This is a genomic window from Enterobacter cloacae complex sp. HYC080_NIDB (genome assembly GCF_056673325.1).
In genome coordinates, this window is sequence record NZ_CP114212.1 from 4,316,966 (window position 1) to 4,335,833 (window position 18,868).

Annotated in this window: 14 protein-coding genes and 1 riboswitch; of the genes, 9 read left to right on the forward strand and 5 right to left on the reverse strand. The window is 54.3% G+C overall.

Annotated features, from left to right (window positions below):
- Window positions 1-29: 29 nt before the first annotated feature.
- Window positions 30-141: riboswitch (TPP riboswitch) on the forward strand.
- Window positions 142-220: 79 nt separating this feature from the next.
- The 9 genes from thiC (at window position 221) to O1723_RS20530 (ending at window position 8,233) form a co-directional block, all read left to right on the forward strand.
- Window positions 221-2,116, forward strand: coding sequence for a phosphomethylpyrimidine synthase ThiC (thiC, locus tag O1723_RS20490; RefSeq protein ID WP_023336586.1), 1,896 nt, complete (start codon window positions 221-223; stop codon window positions 2,114-2,116).
- On the forward strand, window positions 2,116-2,751 hold the full coding sequence (gene thiE / locus O1723_RS20495) for a thiamine phosphate synthase (protein ID WP_023336585.1): 636 nt from the start codon (window positions 2,116-2,118) through the stop codon (window positions 2,749-2,751). The genes thiC and thiE overlap by 1 nt, the downstream gene beginning before the upstream one ends.
- On the forward strand, window positions 2,744-3,499 hold the full coding sequence (locus O1723_RS20500; protein ID WP_248191348.1) for a HesA/MoeB/ThiF family protein: 756 nt from the start codon (window positions 2,744-2,746) through the stop codon (window positions 3,497-3,499). The genes thiE and O1723_RS20500 overlap by 8 nt, the downstream gene beginning before the upstream one ends.
- Window positions 3,483-3,683, forward strand: coding sequence for a sulfur carrier protein ThiS (thiS, locus tag O1723_RS20505; RefSeq protein ID WP_014882071.1), 201 nt, complete (start codon window positions 3,483-3,485; stop codon window positions 3,681-3,683). Before O1723_RS20500 ends, thiS begins: the two co-directional genes overlap by 17 nt.
- Window position 3,684: 1 nt before the next feature.
- Complete coding sequence (thiG, locus tag O1723_RS20510) at window positions 3,685-4,455, forward strand: thiazole synthase (RefSeq protein ID WP_023336583.1); 771 nt, start codon at window positions 3,685-3,687, stop codon at window positions 4,453-4,455.
- A complete protein-coding gene (gene thiH, locus O1723_RS20515; protein ID WP_023336582.1) occupies window positions 4,452-5,579 on the forward strand; it encodes a 2-iminoacetate synthase ThiH in 1,128 nt (375 codons plus the stop codon). The genes thiG and thiH overlap by 4 nt, the downstream gene beginning before the upstream one ends.
- Before the next feature lie 338 nt (window positions 5,580-5,917).
- Window positions 5,918-7,459 carry a sensor domain-containing diguanylate cyclase gene (locus tag O1723_RS20520; RefSeq protein WP_023336581.1) on the forward strand — a complete coding sequence of 514 codons (1,542 nt, stop codon included), beginning with the start codon at window positions 5,918-5,920 and terminating at the stop codon, window positions 7,457-7,459.
- A 146-nt stretch (window positions 7,460-7,605) separates the two neighbouring features.
- Window positions 7,606-7,911: a PTS sugar transporter subunit IIB gene (locus tag O1723_RS20525; protein WP_014882067.1), complete on the forward strand. Its 306-nt coding sequence runs from the start codon at window positions 7,606-7,608 to the stop codon at window positions 7,909-7,911.
- 4 nt (window positions 7,912-7,915) lie between these two features.
- Window positions 7,916-8,233 carry a PTS lactose/cellobiose transporter subunit IIA gene (locus O1723_RS20530; RefSeq protein ID WP_008503455.1) on the forward strand — a complete coding sequence of 106 codons (318 nt, stop codon included), beginning with the start codon at window positions 7,916-7,918 and terminating at the stop codon, window positions 8,231-8,233.
- A gap of 58 nt (window positions 8,234-8,291) precedes the next feature.
- Here the strand turns inward: O1723_RS20530 and rpoC are convergent, their stop codons facing one another.
- The 5 genes from rpoC to rplA form a co-directional block, all read right to left on the reverse strand.
- A complete protein-coding gene (gene rpoC / locus O1723_RS20535) occupies window positions 8,292-12,515 on the reverse strand; it encodes a DNA-directed RNA polymerase subunit beta' (protein ID WP_479983851.1) in 4,224 nt (1,407 codons plus the stop codon).
- A 76-nt stretch (window positions 12,516-12,591) separates the two neighbouring features.
- Window positions 12,592-16,620 (reverse strand): DNA-directed RNA polymerase subunit beta, encoded by a 4,029-nt coding sequence (gene rpoB / locus O1723_RS20540; protein ID WP_014882065.1) that lies wholly within the window; start codon window positions 16,618-16,620, stop codon window positions 12,592-12,594.
- Window positions 16,621-16,939: 319 nt separating this feature from the next.
- On the reverse strand, window positions 16,940-17,308 hold the full coding sequence (rplL, locus tag O1723_RS20545; RefSeq protein ID WP_014882064.1) for a 50S ribosomal protein L7/L12: 369 nt from the start codon (window positions 17,306-17,308) through the stop codon (window positions 16,940-16,942).
- 66 nt (window positions 17,309-17,374) lie between these two features.
- The gene (gene rplJ, locus O1723_RS20550; RefSeq protein ID WP_004097644.1) at window positions 17,375-17,872 is read right to left on the reverse strand and encodes a 50S ribosomal protein L10; all 498 of its coding nucleotides are present in this window, start codon (window positions 17,870-17,872) and stop codon (window positions 17,375-17,377) included.
- 291 nt (window positions 17,873-18,163) lie between these two features.
- Window positions 18,164-18,868, reverse strand: coding sequence for a 50S ribosomal protein L1 (gene rplA / locus O1723_RS20555; RefSeq protein WP_013095000.1), 705 nt, complete (start codon window positions 18,866-18,868; stop codon window positions 18,164-18,166).

An 18,868-nucleotide genomic window follows, 5' to 3' on the forward strand; every position in this document is an offset into this window, starting at 1 on the left:
ACAACCATTCGCCCCTCTGCGGAGGGGGATTTTTCTTGTCGGAGTGCCCAGCGCTTAAACGCGCGGGCTGAGACCGTTAATTCGGGATCCGCGGAACCTGATCAGGTTAATACCTGCGAAGGGAACAAGAGTCACACTGCTGTTGTATCGCCCCTGAGGCGATCTTCTCTTGCTTCATCCGTCGTCTGACAAGCCATGTCCTTCACTTCTGGAATGAGCTATGTCTACCACTAAACTGACCCGTCGCGAACAGCGCGAACACGCCCAACACTTCATCGATACCCTGGAAGGTACCGCTTTCCCGAACTCGAAGCGCATATACATCACCGGTTCACAGCCCGACATTCGCGTGCCGATGCGCGAAATCCAGCTTAGCCCGACGCTTATCGGCGGCAGCAAAGATAACCCGCAATATGAAGATAACGAAGCCGTCCCGGTGTATGACACCTCCGGCCCGTATGGCGATCCCTCTGTTGCCATCAATGTTCAGCGGGGTGTGGCAAAGCTGCGCCAGCCGTGGATTGACGCACGTAACGACTGTGAAGAACTCAACGAACAAAGCTCGTCGTACACCAAAGCGCGCCTGGCCGACGATGGTCTGGACGAATTGCGTTTCACCGGTCTGCTGACGCCAAAACGCGCCAGAGCGGGCAAACGCGTGACCCAGCTGCACTATGCGCGCCAGGGGATCGTCACGCCGGAGATGGAGTTCATCGCTATTCGTGAAAACATGGGCCGCGAGCGTATCCGTAGCGAAGTGCTGCGCCACCAGCATCCAGGTGAAGGATTTGGCGCTCGCCTGCCGGAAAACATCACGCCGGAGTTTGTGCGTGACGAAGTGGCCGCTGGCCGCGCGATTATCCCTGCCAACATCAACCACCCGGAATCCGAACCGATGATTATCGGCCGCAATTTCCTGGTGAAGGTCAATGCCAATATCGGTAACTCTGCCGTCACTTCCTCCATCGAAGAGGAGGTAGAAAAGCTGGTCTGGTCAACGCGCTGGGGCGCGGACACGGTAATGGACCTCTCAACTGGCCGTTATATTCACGAAACCCGCGAGTGGATCCTGCGTAACAGCCCGGTCCCGATTGGTACCGTCCCGATTTATCAGGCGCTGGAGAAAGTGAACGGCATCGCCGAAAACCTCACCTGGGAAACCTTCCGCGACACGCTGCTGGAGCAGGCGGAACAGGGCGTGGACTACTTCACGATTCACGCTGGCGTGCTGCTGCGCTACGTGCCGATGACCGCAAAACGTCTGACCGGCATCGTCTCCCGCGGCGGATCCATCATGGCAAAATGGTGTCTGTCACATCATCAGGAAAACTTCCTCTACGAACACTTCCGCGAGATCTGCGAAATCTGCGCTGCCTATGACGTATCCCTGTCGCTGGGCGACGGCCTGCGTCCGGGCTCCATTCGCGATGCCAACGACGAAGCGCAGTTTGCCGAGCTGCACACGCTGGGCGAACTGACAAAAATTGCATGGGAGTATGACGTACAGGTAATGATTGAAGGCCCTGGACATGTGCCGATGCAGATGATCCGCCGCAATATGACCGAGGAGCTGGAGCACTGCCACGAAGCGCCGTTCTATACTCTGGGGCCCCTGACCACCGATATTGCACCGGGCTACGACCACTTCACCTCCGGGATTGGCGCAGCGATGATCGGCTGGTTCGGCTGCGCCATGCTCTGCTACGTCACGCCGAAAGAGCACCTGGGCCTGCCAAATAAAGAGGACGTGAAGCAAGGACTGATTACCTACAAGATTGCCGCTCATGCGGCGGATCTGGCGAAAGGCCACCCGGGGGCGCAAATCCGCGATAACGCCATGTCGAAGGCGCGCTTTGAATTCCGCTGGGAAGATCAGTTCAACCTGGCGCTGGACCCCTTCACCGCCCGCGCCTACCACGACGAAACCCTGCCACAGGAATCGGGCAAGGTGGCACACTTCTGCTCCATGTGCGGTCCAAAATTCTGCTCGATGAAAATCAGCCAGGAGGTACGCGACTACGCCGCCGCACAGACCATCGAAGTGGGTATGGCAGACATGTCAGAAACCTTCCGCGCGAAAGGCGGCGAGATCTACCTCAAAAAAGAGGAGGCCTAATGTACCAGCCTGATTTCCCCTCCGTGCCCTTCCGTTTAGGGCTCTATCCGGTGGTGGACAGCGTGGAGTGGATCCAACGCCTGCTGGAGGCAGGCGTTCGCACCCTCCAGCTGCGCATCAAGGATAAGCGCGATGAAGAAGTTGAGGCCGACGTTATCGCCGCCATCGCGCTGGGACGACGCTACCACGCTCGTCTGTTTATCAACGACTACTGGCGGCTGGCTATTAAGCACCAGGCGTACGGCGTCCATCTGGGTCAGGAAGATCTGGAAACTACCGATCTTAACGCTATTCGCAAAGCCGGGCTGCGGCTGGGGGTGTCGACACACGACGATATGGAAATTGACGTGGCACTGGCGGCGCGCCCCTCCTACATTGCCCTCGGCCACGTTTTTCCGACGCAAACCAAGCAGATGCCCTCCGCACCACAGGGTTTAACGCAGCTGGCGTTACACGTTAAGCGCCTGACCGATTACCCCACCGTTGCCATTGGCGGGATAAGCCTTGAACGCGCCCCTGCGGTACTGGAAACCGGCGTCGGCAGTATCGCCGTCGTCAGCGCGATTACCCAGGCGACGGACTGGCAGGCGGCCACCGCACGGCTTTTACAGCTGGCAGGAGCGGGCGATGAATGACCGCGATTTTATGCGCTACAGCCGTCAACTTCTGCTGGAGGATATCGCCATCGACGGGCAGCAAAAGCTGCTCGCCAGCAGGGTGTTGATTGTTGGTCTGGGTGGATTAGGCGCCCCCGCCGCGCTTTATCTGGCAGGCGCAGGTATCGGTACGCTGGTGCTGGCCGACGACGACGAGGTGCACCTCAGCAACCTGCAGCGACAAATCCTCTTCACGACAAAGGACATTAATCAACCCAAAGCGCAGATTACCCGCCAGAGGCTGAATCAGCTCAACCCGGACATCGAACTGATTGCACTCCAGACGCGGCTGAGCGATGAAAATCTGTACCGTGAGGTCGCCCTTGCCGACGTGGTGCTGGACTGCACTGACAACATGGCGACGCGTCAGGCGATCAACGCCGCCTGCGTGATCAATAACACGCCCCTGATCACCGCCAGCGCGGTGGGGTTCGGCGGACAGATGATGGTCCTGACGCCCCCCTGGGCGCAGGGCTGCTATCGCTGCCTGTGGCCGGACGATGCCGAGCCCGCACGCAACTGCCGCACGGCAGGCATTCTTGGCCCGGTAGTCGGAGTGATGGGCACCCTTCAGGCGCTTGAGGCCATCAAGCTGCTCAGCCGCATGGAGACGGAACGTAATACGCTGCGGCTGTTCGACGCTCGTTCAGGGGGCTGGCGCCATCTGGCCTTAAACCGCGCCAGCCACTGCCCGGTATGTGGAGGCCGCGATGCGCATTCTGTTTAACGATGAGCCGATAAGCTGCGACGACGGGCTGACCATTGCCGCCCTGCTCGATAAGTTACGTCAGCTCAAGCCGGGAACGGCGCTGGCACTCAATCAACAGATCCTGCCGCGCGAGCAGTGGGAACATCAGCAGGTCAATGACGGCGACCAGATCCTGCTGTTTCAGGTTATCGCAGGGGGCTGAGATGCTACATATTGCCGATAAAATCTTTGATTCACATCTGTTTACCGGAACCGGAAAGTTCGCCTCTCCACAGCTGATGGTAGAGGCCATCCGTGAAAGTGGCAGCCAGTTGGTGACGCTGGCGATGAAACGCGTGGATCTGCGCCAGCACAACGATGCCATTCTTGCGCCTTTGCTGGAGGCAGGCGTTACGCTCTTGCCCAACACCTCCGGTGCAAAAACGGCGGAAGAAGCAATTTTCGCCGCACAGCTGGCACGTGAAGCGCTCGGTACCCGCTGGCTGAAGCTGGAAATTCATCCGGATGCCCGCTGGCTGCTGCCGGACCCGATTGAAACGCTGAAAGCAGCAGAAAAGCTTGTGCAGCAAGGGTTTACCGTCCTGCCTTACTGCGGGGCGGACCCTGTGCTGTGTAAGCGTCTGGAAGAGGTCGGCTGTGCCGCCGTGATGCCGCTGGGTGCGCCAATTGGCTCTAATCTGGGTCTCGAAACTCGCGCGATGCTGGAGATCATCATTGAACAAGCCACCGTGCCAGTGGTGGTCGATGCGGGGATTGGCGTACCAAGCCATGCCGCGCAGGCGCTGGAGATGGGGGCCGACGCGGTACTGGTCAATACGGCGATTGCGGTGGCTGACGATCCGGTCATGATGGCACGCGCGTTCCGCATGGCCGTAGAGGCCGGCTTGCTGGCAAGAGGATCCGGCCCTGGCTCGCGCAGTTTTCAGGCGCAGGCCACCAGCCCGCTGACCGGTTTTCTGGAGGCTCTCTCATGAGCACGTTTACCGAACGCTGGCGTCAGCTCAACTGGGACGATATCGCCCTGCGTATCAACAGCAAAACGGCGGCTGACGTGGAGCGTGCCCTGAATGCCCGTCATCTGACCCATGAGGACCTGATGGCCCTGCTCTCTCCGGCGGCCAGCGCGTACCTTGAACCGATGGCGCAGCGCGCTCAGCGCCTTACCCGCCAGCGTTTTGGCAACACGGTAAGCTTCTACGTTCCACTTTATCTCTCGAACCTGTGCGCCAATGACTGCACCTATTGCGGTTTCTCCATGAGCAACCGCATCCAGCGGAAAACCCTTGATGAAGATGAGATCGCACGTGAGTGCGCCGCCATTCGTGAAATGGGGTTCGAACATCTTCTGCTGGTCACGGGCGAGCATCAGGGAAAAGTGGGAATGGACTATTTCCGTCAGCACCTTCCGGCGATACGTCGCGAGTTTGCGTCGTTGCAGATGGAGGTACAGCCCCTGTCGCAGGACGAGTACGCGGAGTTAAAATCGCTCGGGCTGGATGGGGTCATGGTTTATCAGGAAACCTACCACGAGGCAACGTACGCCCGGCACCACCTGAAGGGGAAGAAACAGGATTTCTTCTTCCGGCTGGAGACACCGGACAGGCTTGGCCGCGCCGGGATCGATAAAATCGGTCTCGGGGCGCTGATTGGGCTCTCCGACAGCTGGCGGGTCGATTGCTACATGGTGGCAGAGCATTTGCTGTGGCTCCAGCAGCACTACTGGCAGAGCCGGTATTCTATCTCTTTCCCCCGCCTGCGACCCTGCGCAGGCGGAATAGAACCGGCATCGCTGATGGATGAACGTCAGCTGGTGCAGACTATCTGCGCGTTTCGCCTGCTCGCTCCGGAGGTTGAATTATCGCTTTCAACGCGTGAGTCCCCGGCGTTTCGCGATCGCGTGATCCCGCTGGCAATTAACAACGTTAGCGCGTTTTCCAAAACACAGCCGGGCGGTTACGCCGACGATCACCCGGAGCTGGAGCAGTTTGCACCGCATGACGGGCGACGTCCGGAGGCAGTCGCCGCCGCCCTGACGGCACAGGGCCTACAGCCGGTCTGGAAAGACTGGGACAGCTGGCTGGGAAGAGCCTCGCAATAACGTTGAAACACGCTGCAATACGGTAAAAAAGTGTCGAGACGCTACGGAAAGCTAAAACCGGACGATTGTCAGCGATTGTCCGGTTTTTTATTGTCATCCGGTCAGCAAGGGATGCTGGCCAGGGCGAAAAGCTTCTTCCTCGTTTCGCCCTGCCTCCAATTTCTTGCATAAATGGGGCGGCAAAAACATGGATAAGGAATTTCTTAGTGATTCTTAAGATAAATCATCTTGCCGAAAATCGTGTTCCGTATAATTCACCGCGAACCGCAGGACAGCGACTATGCTGAGAGGATATCGGCAGACAAAAAGTATTCACCATCAGGATCGATGTACAACTCATGGCACTTCACAGCAAAAAGCTCTCTTTTACCCGGCCAATCATGCTCAGCTTCGCGGGGATCCTGTGCAGTTTTGCGCTGATCGCGGTCGTGGTCTCTCTTTCGCAAAGAAAGGATTTCCTTGAGGATTATCACAAGATTAACAGTAACTTCACGCATAACCTGGCGGTTAACTATACCGAATCAATCCTGCGTGAAAACGACTATATCCTTGGTCGCTCTGCGATGTACTTTGCCCGCAGCGAGATACTGAATGAGACGCTCAACGTCAACCCGACGCAAGGGCTGCAGATGTTGATGCATTTGCAAAACCTGATGCCGACCGTGTCATCCATCTCGCTGGCCGACACAGAGGGGCATTATTTACACGCACCAGAAGCGCCTCCCACGGAAAAGAGTAAAAACGTCGATCCGCGGACGCGCCCGTGGTTTGTCGCGCACGCAGAAGCCAGTATTTTCAGCCATTATACCCATCATTATACGGACTACTTTACCGGGCATCCGACAGTTACGCTTTATAAGCCATTGATTTCAACAGAAGGCAGACTCAAGGGAACCCTCGCTTTTCATCTTGATTTGACGTCGATGGGGTATACCCTTCGACAAATGGTGGCCCCCGTACAAGGGGAATTCTTCGTCGTCGAACGCGACGGGACCGTCGTGCTGCACCCAGATACAGGCGCACTGTTCAAAAAGTACGTGAGCGAAGCGCTGATGGACAAAATGACCAGCGGCGAAGGCCATCTTTACGACCGGAAAACCAATGCCTGGTATTACTACTACTCTTTCACGAACCCGGACTGGTTTGTTATCTATCGGGTATCTGGCGCGACGCTTACCGATATCACCCGCCACGAAACCACTATCGTTGGCTGGGGCTTCGCGCTGGCAGCCATCATCATCATTCTCTTTGGTCTTTATCTGCGTCATGCCTCGCGTACCGTATTGATGACCATTATCAATGCGATCAAAACGGGCGATGTCAGCCAGGCACCGCGTCTGGAAGCAATGCTGAGCCACACGATTCAGTCCAATAAAGAGCGGGAGATGGCGTATGTTCGCCAGGCGACTCACGATGCGTTGACCGGCTGCAAAAACCGCCGCGCGTTTGACAATGATGTGGATGAACTGCTGATCGCCCACCAGCCTTTCGCACTGGCGCTGATTGATATCGATAACTTCAAATCGATTAACGACACATGGGGACATCTGAGTGGTGACATTGTCCTGCGTAATGTGGCGCGCGAAGGGATCCAGATAATGCAGCCACACAACATCTCGGTCTATCGCTACGGTGGAGAAGAGTTCGCGGTGATCTTCCAGGCCGAGCAGATCGCTGCCGCATTCTCATTGCTTGACGCCTGGCGCACCGCCGTTGAAAGGCGCGTCTGGCGGGAAGAAAACCTGCACGTTACGTTCAGTGCGGGTCTGGGGGAATGGCACTTCGAACCGCTGGAACAACTGGTGGGAAGTGTCGATAACGCGCTTTATAGCGCTAAACAGCAGGGAAAAAACCGCATTGTTCGAACAACCGTCGGCTAATTTTCTCTCCACCCGTCAGAATTGTAACCGGTTTCAGGAAAATGCCGTTTTCTTTGTGATGCCTGACACACAATCGCGGTAAAGCGGTTGTTGAAGCGGTCTGCACGGGATAATTATCAATAAACACATGTAGATCGAGGCTGATTATGAAGAACATCGTTTTATGCTGTGCAGCGGGAATGTCAACCAGCATGCTGGTTCAACGTATGAAAGATGCCGCGCAGAAAAAAGGGGTTGAAGTCACCATTAAAGCCGTTCCGGTTGCGGAGTTTAAAGACAACATCGCGACGGCCGACATCGTATTGCTGGGGCCACAGGTTAAATACGAGCAGGCAAAACTGCAGGCACAGGCTGACCCACTGGGCAAAAAAGTCGCGGTGATCGACATGATGGACTACGGCATGATGAAAGGCGATGCCGTACTGGAAAAAGCCCTCAAACTGCTGGAGTAACCTCATGGAAGATTTAGAGACAACGATCATGGAACTGCTGGTCAACGCCGGGGCGGCGCGAAGTGCCGCGCTTACGGCATTACAAATGGCCCGCAAAGGTGAGTTCGACGAAGCCGAAAAAGCAATGGAAGAGTCTCGCGAATATGTGAAGCATGCGCATACGATCCAGACACAGCTTATCGGTCTTGACGAAGGAACCGGCAAGCTCCCGGTCAACCTGATAACCGTTCACTCTCAGGACCACCTGATGAACGCCATGGTGATTCAGGATCTGGCAGGCGACATGATTGAGCTTTATCGACGGATCCCGTTAGTAAATTGAAAAAATGCAGATGTAAAAAAACCCGCCGAGGCGGGTTTTTTATTTACTGCATCAACGATTACTCGTTGTCGGAACCGCCCAGACCTGCGTTCAGCAGTTCTGCCAGGCTCGCGGATGCATCTTCAGCAGTCACCTGCGGTGCAGCTGGCAGTTCGCCCGCAGCACGACGACGCATACGATCCTGATGGTATGCATAACCGGTACCCGCTGGGATCAGACGACCCACGATAACGTTCTCTTTCAGACCGCGCAGTTCATCACGTTTACCTGCAACAGCCGCTTCGGTCAGGACACGAGTCGTTTCCTGGAACGATGCTGCAGAGATGAAGGACTCGGTTGCCAGAGACGCTTTGGTGATACCCAGCAGATCGCGCGCGTAAGTCGCACCGATTTTGCCATTCGCTTCTAGGTCGCGGTTAGCGATCTTGACGCGTGAGTATTCAACCTGCTCGCCTTCGAGGAACTCAGAGCTGCCTGCGTTTTCGATGGTTGCTTTACGCAGCATCTGACGAACGATAACTTCGATGTGTTTATCGTTAATCTTAACGCCCTGCAGGCGGTATACGTCCTGTACTTCGTTAACAATGTAACGGGTAACAGCATGTACACCACGCAGACGCAGGATGTCGTGCGGCGCTTCTGGACCGTCGGAAACAACGTCACCACGTTCTACACGTTCACCTTCGAACACGTTGAGCTGACGCCACTTAGGAATCATCTCTTCGTACGGCTCGCTGCCATCTACTGGAGTGATAACCAGACGGCGCTTACCTTTGGTCTCTTTACCGAAGGAAATGATACCGCTGATCTCAGCCAGGATTGCCGGCTCTTTCGGACGACGTGCTTCGAACAGGTCCGCAACGCGTGGCAGACCACCGGTGATGTCCTTGGTACCGCCGGATTCCTGAGGAATACGCGCCAGGGTGTCACCTGAGCTGATCTGTACGCCATCTTCCAGCTGTACAATCGCTTTACCCGGCAGGAAGTACTGCGCAGGCATATCGGTACCCGGGATCAGAACGTCATTACCCTGAGCATCAACGATTTTCAGTGCAGGACGCAGATCTTTACCACCGGTAGTACGTTCAGCAGAATCCAGAACCACCAGAGAAGACAGACCGGTCAGCTCGTCGGTCTGACGAGTAATGGTCTGGCCGTCGATCATGTCAGTAAAGCGGATGAAACCACTTACTTCGGTGATAACCGGCATGGTGTGTGGATCCCAGTTTGCAACGGTTTCACCGCCGGCAACCTGCTCGCCATCACCTTTCGCCATAACCGCACCGTAAGGTACTTTATAGCTCTCTTTGGTACGACCGAATTCGTCGATCAGCTTCAGCTCGGTGTTACGAGAGGTCACAACCAGCTTGCCTGCGGAGTTAACAACCGACTTCGCATTGCTGAGCTTGATGCTACCTTTGTTTTTCACCTGAATGCTGGATTCAGCAGCCGCACGAGATGCCGCACCACCGATGTGGAACGTACGCATCGTCAGCTGTGTACCTGGCTCACCGATGGACTGTGCCGCGATAACGCCAATAGCTTCACCTTTGTTGATGATGTGGCCACGCGCCAGGTCACGACCATAGCAGTGCGCACAAACACCAAAGTCGGTGTCACAGGATACAACGGAACGCACTTTCACGGAGTCAACAGAGTTCGCTTCCAGCAGGTCACACCACTGTTCGTGCAGCAGCGTGTTGCGTGGAACCAGAATGTCTGCGGTACCCGGCTTCAGAATGTCTTCCGCGGTTACACGACCCAGTACGCGATCGCGCAGTGGCTCTTTAACATCACCACCCTCGATAACCGGGGTCATGGTGATACCTTCGAGGGTGCCACAATCGTCTTCAGTTACGACCAGATCCTGTGCAACGTCAACCAGACGACGCGTCAGATAACCGGAGTTCGCTGTTTTCAGTGCGGTATCCGCCAGACCTTTACGCGCACCGTGCGTGGAGATGAAGTACTGGAGTACGTTCAGACCTTCACGGAAGTTCGCGGTGATTGGCGTTTCGATGATGGAGCCATCTGGCTTCGCCATCAGACCACGCATACCTGCCAGCTGACGAATCTGTGCTGCAGAACCACGCGCACCGGAGTCGGCCATCATGTAGATGCTGTTGAAGGAAACCTGCTGCTCTTCTACGCCGTCACGGTTAATCACGGTTTCGGTCTGCAGGTTATCCATCATCGCCTTGGATACACGATCGTTCGCCGCAGCCCAGATATCGATAACTTTGTTATAGCGTTCGCCCGCGGTTACCAGACCAGACTGGAACTGCTCCTGGATCTCAGCAACTTCAGCTTCCGCTTCAGAGATGATCTCGTGTTTCTTCTCTGGGATGACCATGTCATCGATACCAACAGATGCACCTGAACGCGCTGCATAAGCAAAGCCGGTGTACATTGTCTGGTCAGCGAAGATAACGGTCGGCTTCAGACCCAGAATGCGGTAACAGGTGTTCAGCATTTTGGAGATCGCTTTCTTACCCAGCGCCTGGTTGACGATGGAGAAAGGCAGACCTTTCGGTACGATCATCCACAGAATGGCACGGCCAACGGTCGTGTCTTTCAGGCTGGTGTGCGCAACGAATTCGCCGTTTGCATCTTTTTCGTATTCAGTGATACGCACTTTAACGCGCGCATGCAGAGAGGCCAGGCCAGCGCGATAAATACGCTCAGCTTCTTTAGGGCCAGTCAGCACCATGCCTTCGCCTTTGGCGTTAACACAGTCACGGGTCATGTAGTACAGACCCAGTACAACGTCCTGAGAAGGAACAATGATTGGCTCACCGTTCGCTGGGGACAGGATGTTGTTGGTAGACATCATCAGCGCACGCGCTTCCAGCTGGGCTTCCAGCGTCAGCGGTACGTGAACAGCCATCTGGTCACCATCGAAGTCGGCGTTATACGCCGCACAAACCAGCGGGTGCAGCTGGATAGCTTTACCTTCGATCAGTACTGGCTCAAATGCCTGGATACCCAGACGGTGCAGGGTTGGTGCACGGTTCAGCAGTACCGGGTGTTCGCGGATCACTTCGTCCAGGATATCCCAAACGACAGCTTCTTCACGCTCAACCATTTTCTTCGCGGCTTTGATGGTGGTGGCCAGGCCACGCAGCTCCAGTTTGCCGTAGATGAATGGTTTGAACAGCTCCAGTGCCATTTTCTTCGGCAGACCGCACTGATGCAGACGCAGGTATGGACCTACGGTGATAACAGAACGACCGGAGTAGTCAACACGCTTACCGAGCAGGTTCTGACGGAAACGACCCTGTTTACCTTTGATCATATCGGCCAAAGATTTCAGAGGACGCTTGTTAGAACCGGTGATCGCACGACCGCGACGACCGTTATCCAGCAGGGCATCTACCGCTTCCTGCAGCATACGTTTTTCGTTGCGTACGATGATGTCCGGCGCAGCCAGATCCAGCAGACGTTTCAGACGGTTGTTACGGTTAATGACGCGACGATACAGATCGTTCAGGTCAGACGTCGCGAAACGACCACCATCCAGTGGAACCAGCGGACGCAGATCTGGCGGCAGAACCGGCAGAACGGTCAGGATCATCCACTCTGGTTTGTTACCAGACTGAACGAACGCTTCCAGCAGTTTGATACGCTTGGTCAGCTTTTTACGCTTGGTTTCGGAGTTGGTTTCGTTCAGCTCTTCACGCAGCTGCTCGCACTCTTGCTCCAGATCCATGCTCTTCAGCAGGGCCTGGATAGCTTCCGCACCCATTTTCGCGTCGAATTCGTCACCGAACTCTTCCAGCGCGTCCAGATACTGCTCTTCAGTCAGGATCTGGTGACGTTCCAGATTCGTCATACCGCCTTCGATAACCACATAAGATTCGAAGTACAGTACGCGTTCGATATCACGCAGCGGCATATCCAGCAGCAGACCGATACGGGACGGCAGAGATTTCAGGAACCAGATGTGCGCAGTCGGAGACGCCAGCTCGATGTGGCCCATGCGCTCACGACGCACTTTGGTCTGGGTCACTTCAACGCCACACTTCTCACAGATCACACCACGGTGTTTCAGGCGCTTGTACTTACCGCACAGGCACTCGTAGTCTTTTACTGGCCCGAAAATACGCGCACAGAAAAGGCCGTCACGCTCAGGCTTGAACGTACGGTAGTTGATGGTTCCCGGCTTTTTAACTTCACCGAAAGACCATGAACGGATCATGTCTGGCGAAGCCAGAGCAATTTTGATCGCATCAAACTCTTCGGTTTTAGTCTGCGCTTTCAGAAACTTTAATAAATCTTTCACGGATTTGCTCCCGTCGGAGTTAGCACAATCCGGTGCCGGGGGTTAACCCGGCACCAGTGACCTGTTTGAGCGAGAATTACTCGTCTTCCAGTTCGATGTTGATACCCAGCGAACGAATCTCTTTCAACAGTACGTTGAAGGACTCTGGCATGCCCGGTTCCATCTGATGGTTGCCGTCCACGATGTTTTTATACATCTTGGTACGACCGTTCACGTCATCAGACTTAACGGTGAGCATTTCCTGCAGGGTGTATGCCGCGCCGTATGCTTCCAGCGCCCACACTTCCATCTCCCCGAAGCGCTGACCACCGAACTGTGCCTTACCACCCAGCGGCTGCTGAGTAACCAGGCTGTAAGAACCGGTAGAACGAGCGTGCATTTTGTCGTCGACCAGGTGGTTCAGTTTCAGCATGTACATGTAACCTACGGTTACCGGACGCTCAAACTGTTCACCGGTACGGCCGTCAAACAGCGTAATCTGACCAGACGTTGGCAGACCACCCAGTTGCAGCAGCTCTTTAATTTCAGCTTCTTTTGCACCGTCGAAGACCGGCGTTGCAATTGGCATACCTTTGCGCAGGTTCTCTGCCAGACGCAGCACTTCTTCATCGCTGAAGGTGTTCAGGTCGACTTTCTGACGAACGTCGGTACCCAGATCGTAGGCACGCTGGATGAATTCGCGCAGTTTCGCGACTTCCTGCTGCTGTTTCAGCATGGCGTTGATCTTGTCGCCGATACCTTTCGCAGCCATACCCAGGTGGGTTTCCAGAATCTGACCGATGTTCATACGAGACGGTACGCCCAGTGGGTTCAGTACGATATCTACCGGAGTACCGTTAGCATCGTGCGGCATATCTTCGATCGGGTTGATCTTAGAGATAACACCCTTGTTACCGTGACGACCTGCCATCTTATCACCAGGCTGGATCTGACGTTTAACGGCCAGATACACCTTAACAATCTTCAGCACGCCTGGTGCCAGATCGTCGCCCTGAGTGATTTTGCGGCGTTTCGCTTCGAGTTTTTTCTCGAACTCGTGTTTCAGTTCGTCATACTGCTCAGCCAGCTGTTCCAGCTGATTCTGTTTCTCTTCGTCGGTCAGGCCCAGTTCCAGCCAGCGATCGCGTGGCAGTTTGTCGAGCTTCTCAGCTTCAACGCCACCGGCAACCAGCACCGCATAAATACGGCTGAACAAACCTGCTTCGAGGATCTGCAGTTCTTCAGACAGGTCTTTCTTAGCCTGCTTGAGCTGCATCTCTTCGATTTCCAGTGCACGCTTATCTTTCTCAACGCCATCACGGGTGAAGACCTGAACGTCGATAACCGTACCGGAAACACCGTTTGGTACGCGCAGAGAAGAGTCTTTAACGTCAGACGCTTTCTCACCGAAGATGGCACGCAGCAGTTTCTCTTCTGGCGTCAGCTGGGTTTCACCTTTCGGTGTCACCTTACCAACCAGAATGTCACCGCCGGTCACTTCCGCACCGATGTAAACAATACCGGATTCATCCAGTTTGGAGAGCGCTGCTTCACCCACGTTAGGGATATCGGCCGTGATCTCTTCTGGCCCCAGCTTGGTGTCACGGGACACACATGCCAGTTCCTGAATGTGGATGGTGGTGAAACGATCTTCCTGAACCACACGCTCGGAGACGAGGATGGAGTCTTCGAAGTTGTAACCGTTCCACGGCATGAACGCTACGCGCATGTTCTGACCGAGCGCCAGTTCACCGAGGTCGGTGGACGGACCGTCTGCCAGCACGTCGCCGCGCTCAACTGGCTCACCCAGAGATACACAAGGCATCTGGTTGATACAGGTGTTCTGGTTAGAACGGGTGTATTTGGTCAGGTTGTAGATGTCGATACCCGCTTCGCCCGGATACATCTCGTCTTCGTTAACTTTGATAACGATACGGGATGCGTCAACGTACTGAACGGTACCGCCACGCTTAGCAACTGCAGTAACACCGGAGTCAACGGCAACAGCACGTTCCATACCGGTACCAACCAGCGGCTTATCAGCACGCAGAGTTGGAACGGCCTGACGTTGCATGTTCGCACCCATCAATGCACGGTTGGCGTCATCGTGTTCCAGGAACGGGATCAGGGACGCACCGACGGATACCACCTGCTGGGTGGATACGTCCATGTAGTCAACCTGGTCGCGGCTGAACAAGCTGGATTCGCCTTTGCTACGGCAGGTAACCAGATCTTCTACAAAGTGGCCTTCGTCATCCAGGTTGGAGTTCGCCTGAGCGATAACGTAGTTGCCTTCTTCGATAGCAGACAGGTAATGAATTTCGTCGGTTACAACACCGTCGGTCACTTTACGATACGGCGTTTCGAGGAAACCGTATTCGTTTGTCTGTGCGTACACGGACAGGGAGTTGATCAGACCGATGTTTGGACCTTCAGGCGTTTCGATTGGACATACGCGACCATAGTGCGTCGGGTGTACGTCTCGAACTTCGAAGCCTGCACGTTCACGGGTCAGACCGCCTGGGCCGAGTGCAGAAATACGACGTTTGTGCGTAATCTCAGACAGCGGGTTGTTCTGGTCCATGAACTGAGACAGCTGGCTGGAACCGAAGAACTCTTTCACTGCCGCAGAAATCGGCTTGGCGTTGATCATATCCTGAGGCATCAGGGTATCCAGATCGCCCAGAGACAGACGCTCTTTAACCGCACGCTCAACACGTACCAGGCCAACGCGGAACTGGTTTTCCGCCATTTCGCCTACGGAACGGATACGACGGTTGCCGAGGTGGTCGATATCGTCCACTTCGCCTTTACCGTTACGGATATCGATGAGCTTCTTCATCACTTCGATGATGTCGTCTTTGCTCAGGATACCGGAACCTTCGATCTCATCACGCAGCAGAGAACGGTTGAACTTCATACGACCTACCGCGGACAAATCGTAGCGGTCTTCGGAGAAGAACAGGTTCTCGAACAGGCTTTCAGCCGCTTCGCGAGTTGGTGGCTCACCAGGACGCATCATGCGGTAGATTTCAACCAGCGCGCTCAGACGATCGGTCGTTGGGTCGACGCGGATAGTCTCAGAGATATAAGGACCGTGGTCCAGATCGTTGGTGAACAGCGTTTCGATACGTTTGTGGCCAGACTGGCTCAGCTTAGCCAGCAGATCCAGGCTCAGCTCCATGTTAGCCGGGCAGATCAGCTCGCCAGTTGATTCATCAACGTAATCTTTCGCGGCTACTTTTCCTGCAATGTACTCAACCGGAACTTCGATGTGTTTGATATCATCTTTTTCCAGCTGGCGGATGTGGCGCGCGGTGATACGGCGACCTTTTTCCACATACACTTTGCCGTCGGCTTCGATGTCGAACGACGCGGTCTCACCACGCAGACGTTCCGGCACCAGCTCCATCTGCAGCTTGTTGTCGCGGATTTCAAAGATCACTTTCTCAAAGAACAGGTCCAGGATCTGCTCAGTGGTATATTGCAGCGCACGCAGAATGATGGTTGCAGGCAGCTTACGACGACGGTCGATACGGACAAACAGGTTGTCTTTTGGATCGAACTCGAAGTCCAGCCATGAACCACGGTAAGGAATGATGCGTGCGTTATACAGTACTTTACCGGAAGAGTGTGTTTTACCTTTATCGCTGTCGAAGAAGACGCCCGGGCTACGATGCAGCTGGGAAACGATAACACGCTCAGTACCGTTGATAACGAAAGTACCGTTGTCTGTCATGAGTGGAATTTCACCCATGTAGACTTCTTGTTCTTTAATGTCTTTTACGGTGCCTTCCGGCGCTTCGCGCTCGTAGATCACCAGACGCAGTTTTACGCGCAGCGGTGCGGAATAGGTCACGCCACGGATCTGACATTCCTGAACGTCAAACACCGGTTCGCCAAGGCGGTAGCTGACGTACTGCAGCTCGGAGTTACCGCTGTAGCTCTGAATCGGGAACACGGAACGGAAGGCGGCTTCCAGACCGTACTGCCCTTCAGGATCTTGCTCGATAAACTTCTGGAACGAGTCAAGCTGGATAGAAAGGAGATATGGAATGTCCAGAACTTGTGGACGTTTACCAAAATCCTTACGAATACGTTTTTTCTCGGTATAGGAGTAAACCATAGGGTTCCTCAGCTCGCTGACAAGTCGACCCATCTGTCCGACGAAGGGACAGTTTGTGCAACACCATTTTGTGGACCGGAAAATTGAATACTTTCCGCAATACCTGTTGCTATCACGCTTAAATCATTTCGTCGCGATTTACACAGAGCGAGCACCCTGTCGCAATATATTAAGTCGTCGATAGAAACATGCATTGTCAGGACAATCAGCAGTCAAACAGTGTGAAATGCTACTGATGCCTTACAGCGCAAAAAGGCTGGTGACTAAAAAGTCACCAGCCATCAGCCTAATTGCTTAGGCTGCAACCAGAAGGGTTGGCTTATTTAACTTCAACTTCAGCGCCAGCTTCTTCCAGAGATTTTTTCAGTGCTTCTGCGTCGTCTTTGCTCACGCCTTCTTTCAGCGCAGCTGGAGCAGATTCTACCAGGTCTTTAGCTTCTTTCAGACCCAGGCCAGTTGCGCCACGTACTGCTTTGATAACAGCAACTTTGTTAGCGCCTGCAGCTTTCAGAATTACGTCGAATTCAGTTTTTTCTTCAGCAGCGTCAGCAGCTGGGCCAGCAGCAACAGCTACAGCGGCAGCAGCAGAAACACCGAATTTTTCTTCCATTGCAGAAATCAGTTCTACAACGTCCATTACGGACATAGCGGCAACTGCTTCAATGATTTGATCTTTAGTGATAGACATTTAAATTGTTCCTGAAAATCAGAATAAGTTTATACGTAAGCAAATGCTTTATAAAGATAACTGCGATTAAGCAGCTTCTTTTGCATCGCGAACAGCAGCCAGAGTGCGAACCAGTTTGCCAGCCGAAGCTTCTTTCATGGTTGCCATCAGGCGTGCAATTGCTTCTTCGTAGGTCGGCAGGGTTGCCAGGCGATCGATTTGCGATGCCGGGATCAACTCACCTTCAAAGGCTGCAGCTTTGACCTCAAATTTTGCATTCGCTTTCGCGAACTCTTTGAACAGACGAGCAGCAGCGCCCGGGTGTTCCATAGAGTATGCAATCAGGGTCGGACCAACAAACGTGTCTTTCAGGCACTCGAAAGGAGTACCTTCAACTACGCGACGCAGCAGGGTGTTACGAACAACACGCATGTATACGCCAGCTTCACGACCTGCTTTACGCAGTTCAGTCATTTTGTCTACAGTAACGCCACGGGAATCCGCAACTACTGCAGACAGCGCGCCTTTGGCTACTTCGCTGACTTCAGCAACAATCGCTTGTTTGTCTTGAAGATTTAAAGCCATTAGCTTTGCTCCTGGATGTTTGCCGGAACTCATGTTCCGGAACTCACTTCACTCTCCCAAACGGAAAGAGCGTCTTAATACGGTGAGCAGAAACAAGCCAGAATATTCAAAAATAATCTTAGCGTTCTGTCACCGTCTACGCAGGGGATTAAGTCTCTTGCGAAACACCTGCGGTCTTCGACGGAGGCCTGGATTAGGCCAGGCTCCAACGAACAATTCTTTTAGCCGCTAACTTTTGTTAGCAAACGTGGGGGTAAGATTGTAGACAAAATCACCGCCCACGTAAAGGCATTAGTTTGCAGCAGCGCTCAGGCCAGCCTGGTCAACTGCAACACCTGCACCCATGGTGGTGGAGATGCTAACTTTCTTGATGTACACGCCTTTCGCCTGAGTTGGTTTTGCTTTTTTCAGCGCAACCAGCAGAGCTTCCAGGTTTTCTTTCAGTTTGTCAGCGTCAAAGTCCACTTTACCGATGGTGGTGTGGATGATGCCGTTTTTGTCGTTACGATAACGAACCTGACCTGCTTTAGCGTTCTTAACCGCTTCAGCAACGTTAGGCGTTACAGTACCCACTTTCGGGTTTGGCATCAGGCCACGTGGACCCAGAACCTGGCCCAGCTGGCCAACAACGCGCATTGCATCTGGAGATGCGATAACAACGTCGAAGTTCATTTCGCCTTTCTTGATCTGGTCAGCCAGATCTTCCATACCTACCAGTTCAGCGCCAGCAGCTTTAGCAGCTTCTGCGTTAGCACCCTGAGTAAATACAGCTACGCGAACGGAACGGCCAGTACCGTGTGGCAGTACAGTTGCACCACGAACGTTCTGATCAGATTTACGAGCATCGATGCCCAGGTTAACAGCAACGTCAACGCTTTCAACGAACTTAGCAGTAGCCAGTTCTTTCAGCAGAGCGATAGCTTCGTTGATGTCGTACTGTTTGGTCGCATCAACTTTGTCACGGATCACGGACATGCGCTTGGTCAGTTTAGCCAT

Coding starts and splice junctions, on each gene's coding strand:
- thiC (WP_023336586.1), top strand. CDS start 221: ATGTCTACCACTAAACTGACCCGTCGCGAACAGCGCGAACACGCCCAA.
- thiE (WP_023336585.1), top strand. CDS start 2,116: ATGTACCAGCCTGATTTCCCCTCCGTGCCCTTCCGTTTAGGGCTCTAT.
- O1723_RS20500 (WP_248191348.1), top strand. CDS start 2,744: ATGAATGACCGCGATTTTATGCGCTACAGCCGTCAACTTCTGCTGGAG.
- thiS (WP_014882071.1), top strand. CDS start 3,483: ATGCGCATTCTGTTTAACGATGAGCCGATAAGCTGCGACGACGGGCTG.
- thiG (WP_023336583.1), top strand. CDS start 3,685: ATGCTACATATTGCCGATAAAATCTTTGATTCACATCTGTTTACCGGA.
- thiH (WP_023336582.1), top strand. CDS start 4,452: ATGAGCACGTTTACCGAACGCTGGCGTCAGCTCAACTGGGACGATATC.
- O1723_RS20520 (WP_023336581.1), top strand. CDS start 5,918: ATGGCACTTCACAGCAAAAAGCTCTCTTTTACCCGGCCAATCATGCTC.
- O1723_RS20525 (WP_014882067.1), top strand. CDS start 7,606: ATGAAGAACATCGTTTTATGCTGTGCAGCGGGAATGTCAACCAGCATG.
- O1723_RS20530 (WP_008503455.1), top strand. CDS start 7,916: ATGGAAGATTTAGAGACAACGATCATGGAACTGCTGGTCAACGCCGGG.
- rpoB (WP_014882065.1), bottom strand. CDS start 16,620: ATGGTTTACTCCTATACCGAGAAAAAACGTATTCGTAAGGATTTTGGT.
- rplL (WP_014882064.1), bottom strand. CDS start 17,308: ATGTCTATCACTAAAGATCAAATCATTGAAGCAGTTGCCGCTATGTCC.
- rplJ (WP_004097644.1), bottom strand. CDS start 17,872: ATGGCTTTAAATCTTCAAGACAAACAAGCGATTGTTGCTGAAGTCAGC.
- rplA (WP_013095000.1), bottom strand. CDS start 18,868: ATGGCTAAACTGACCAAGCGCATGTCCGTGATCCGTGACAAAGTTGAT.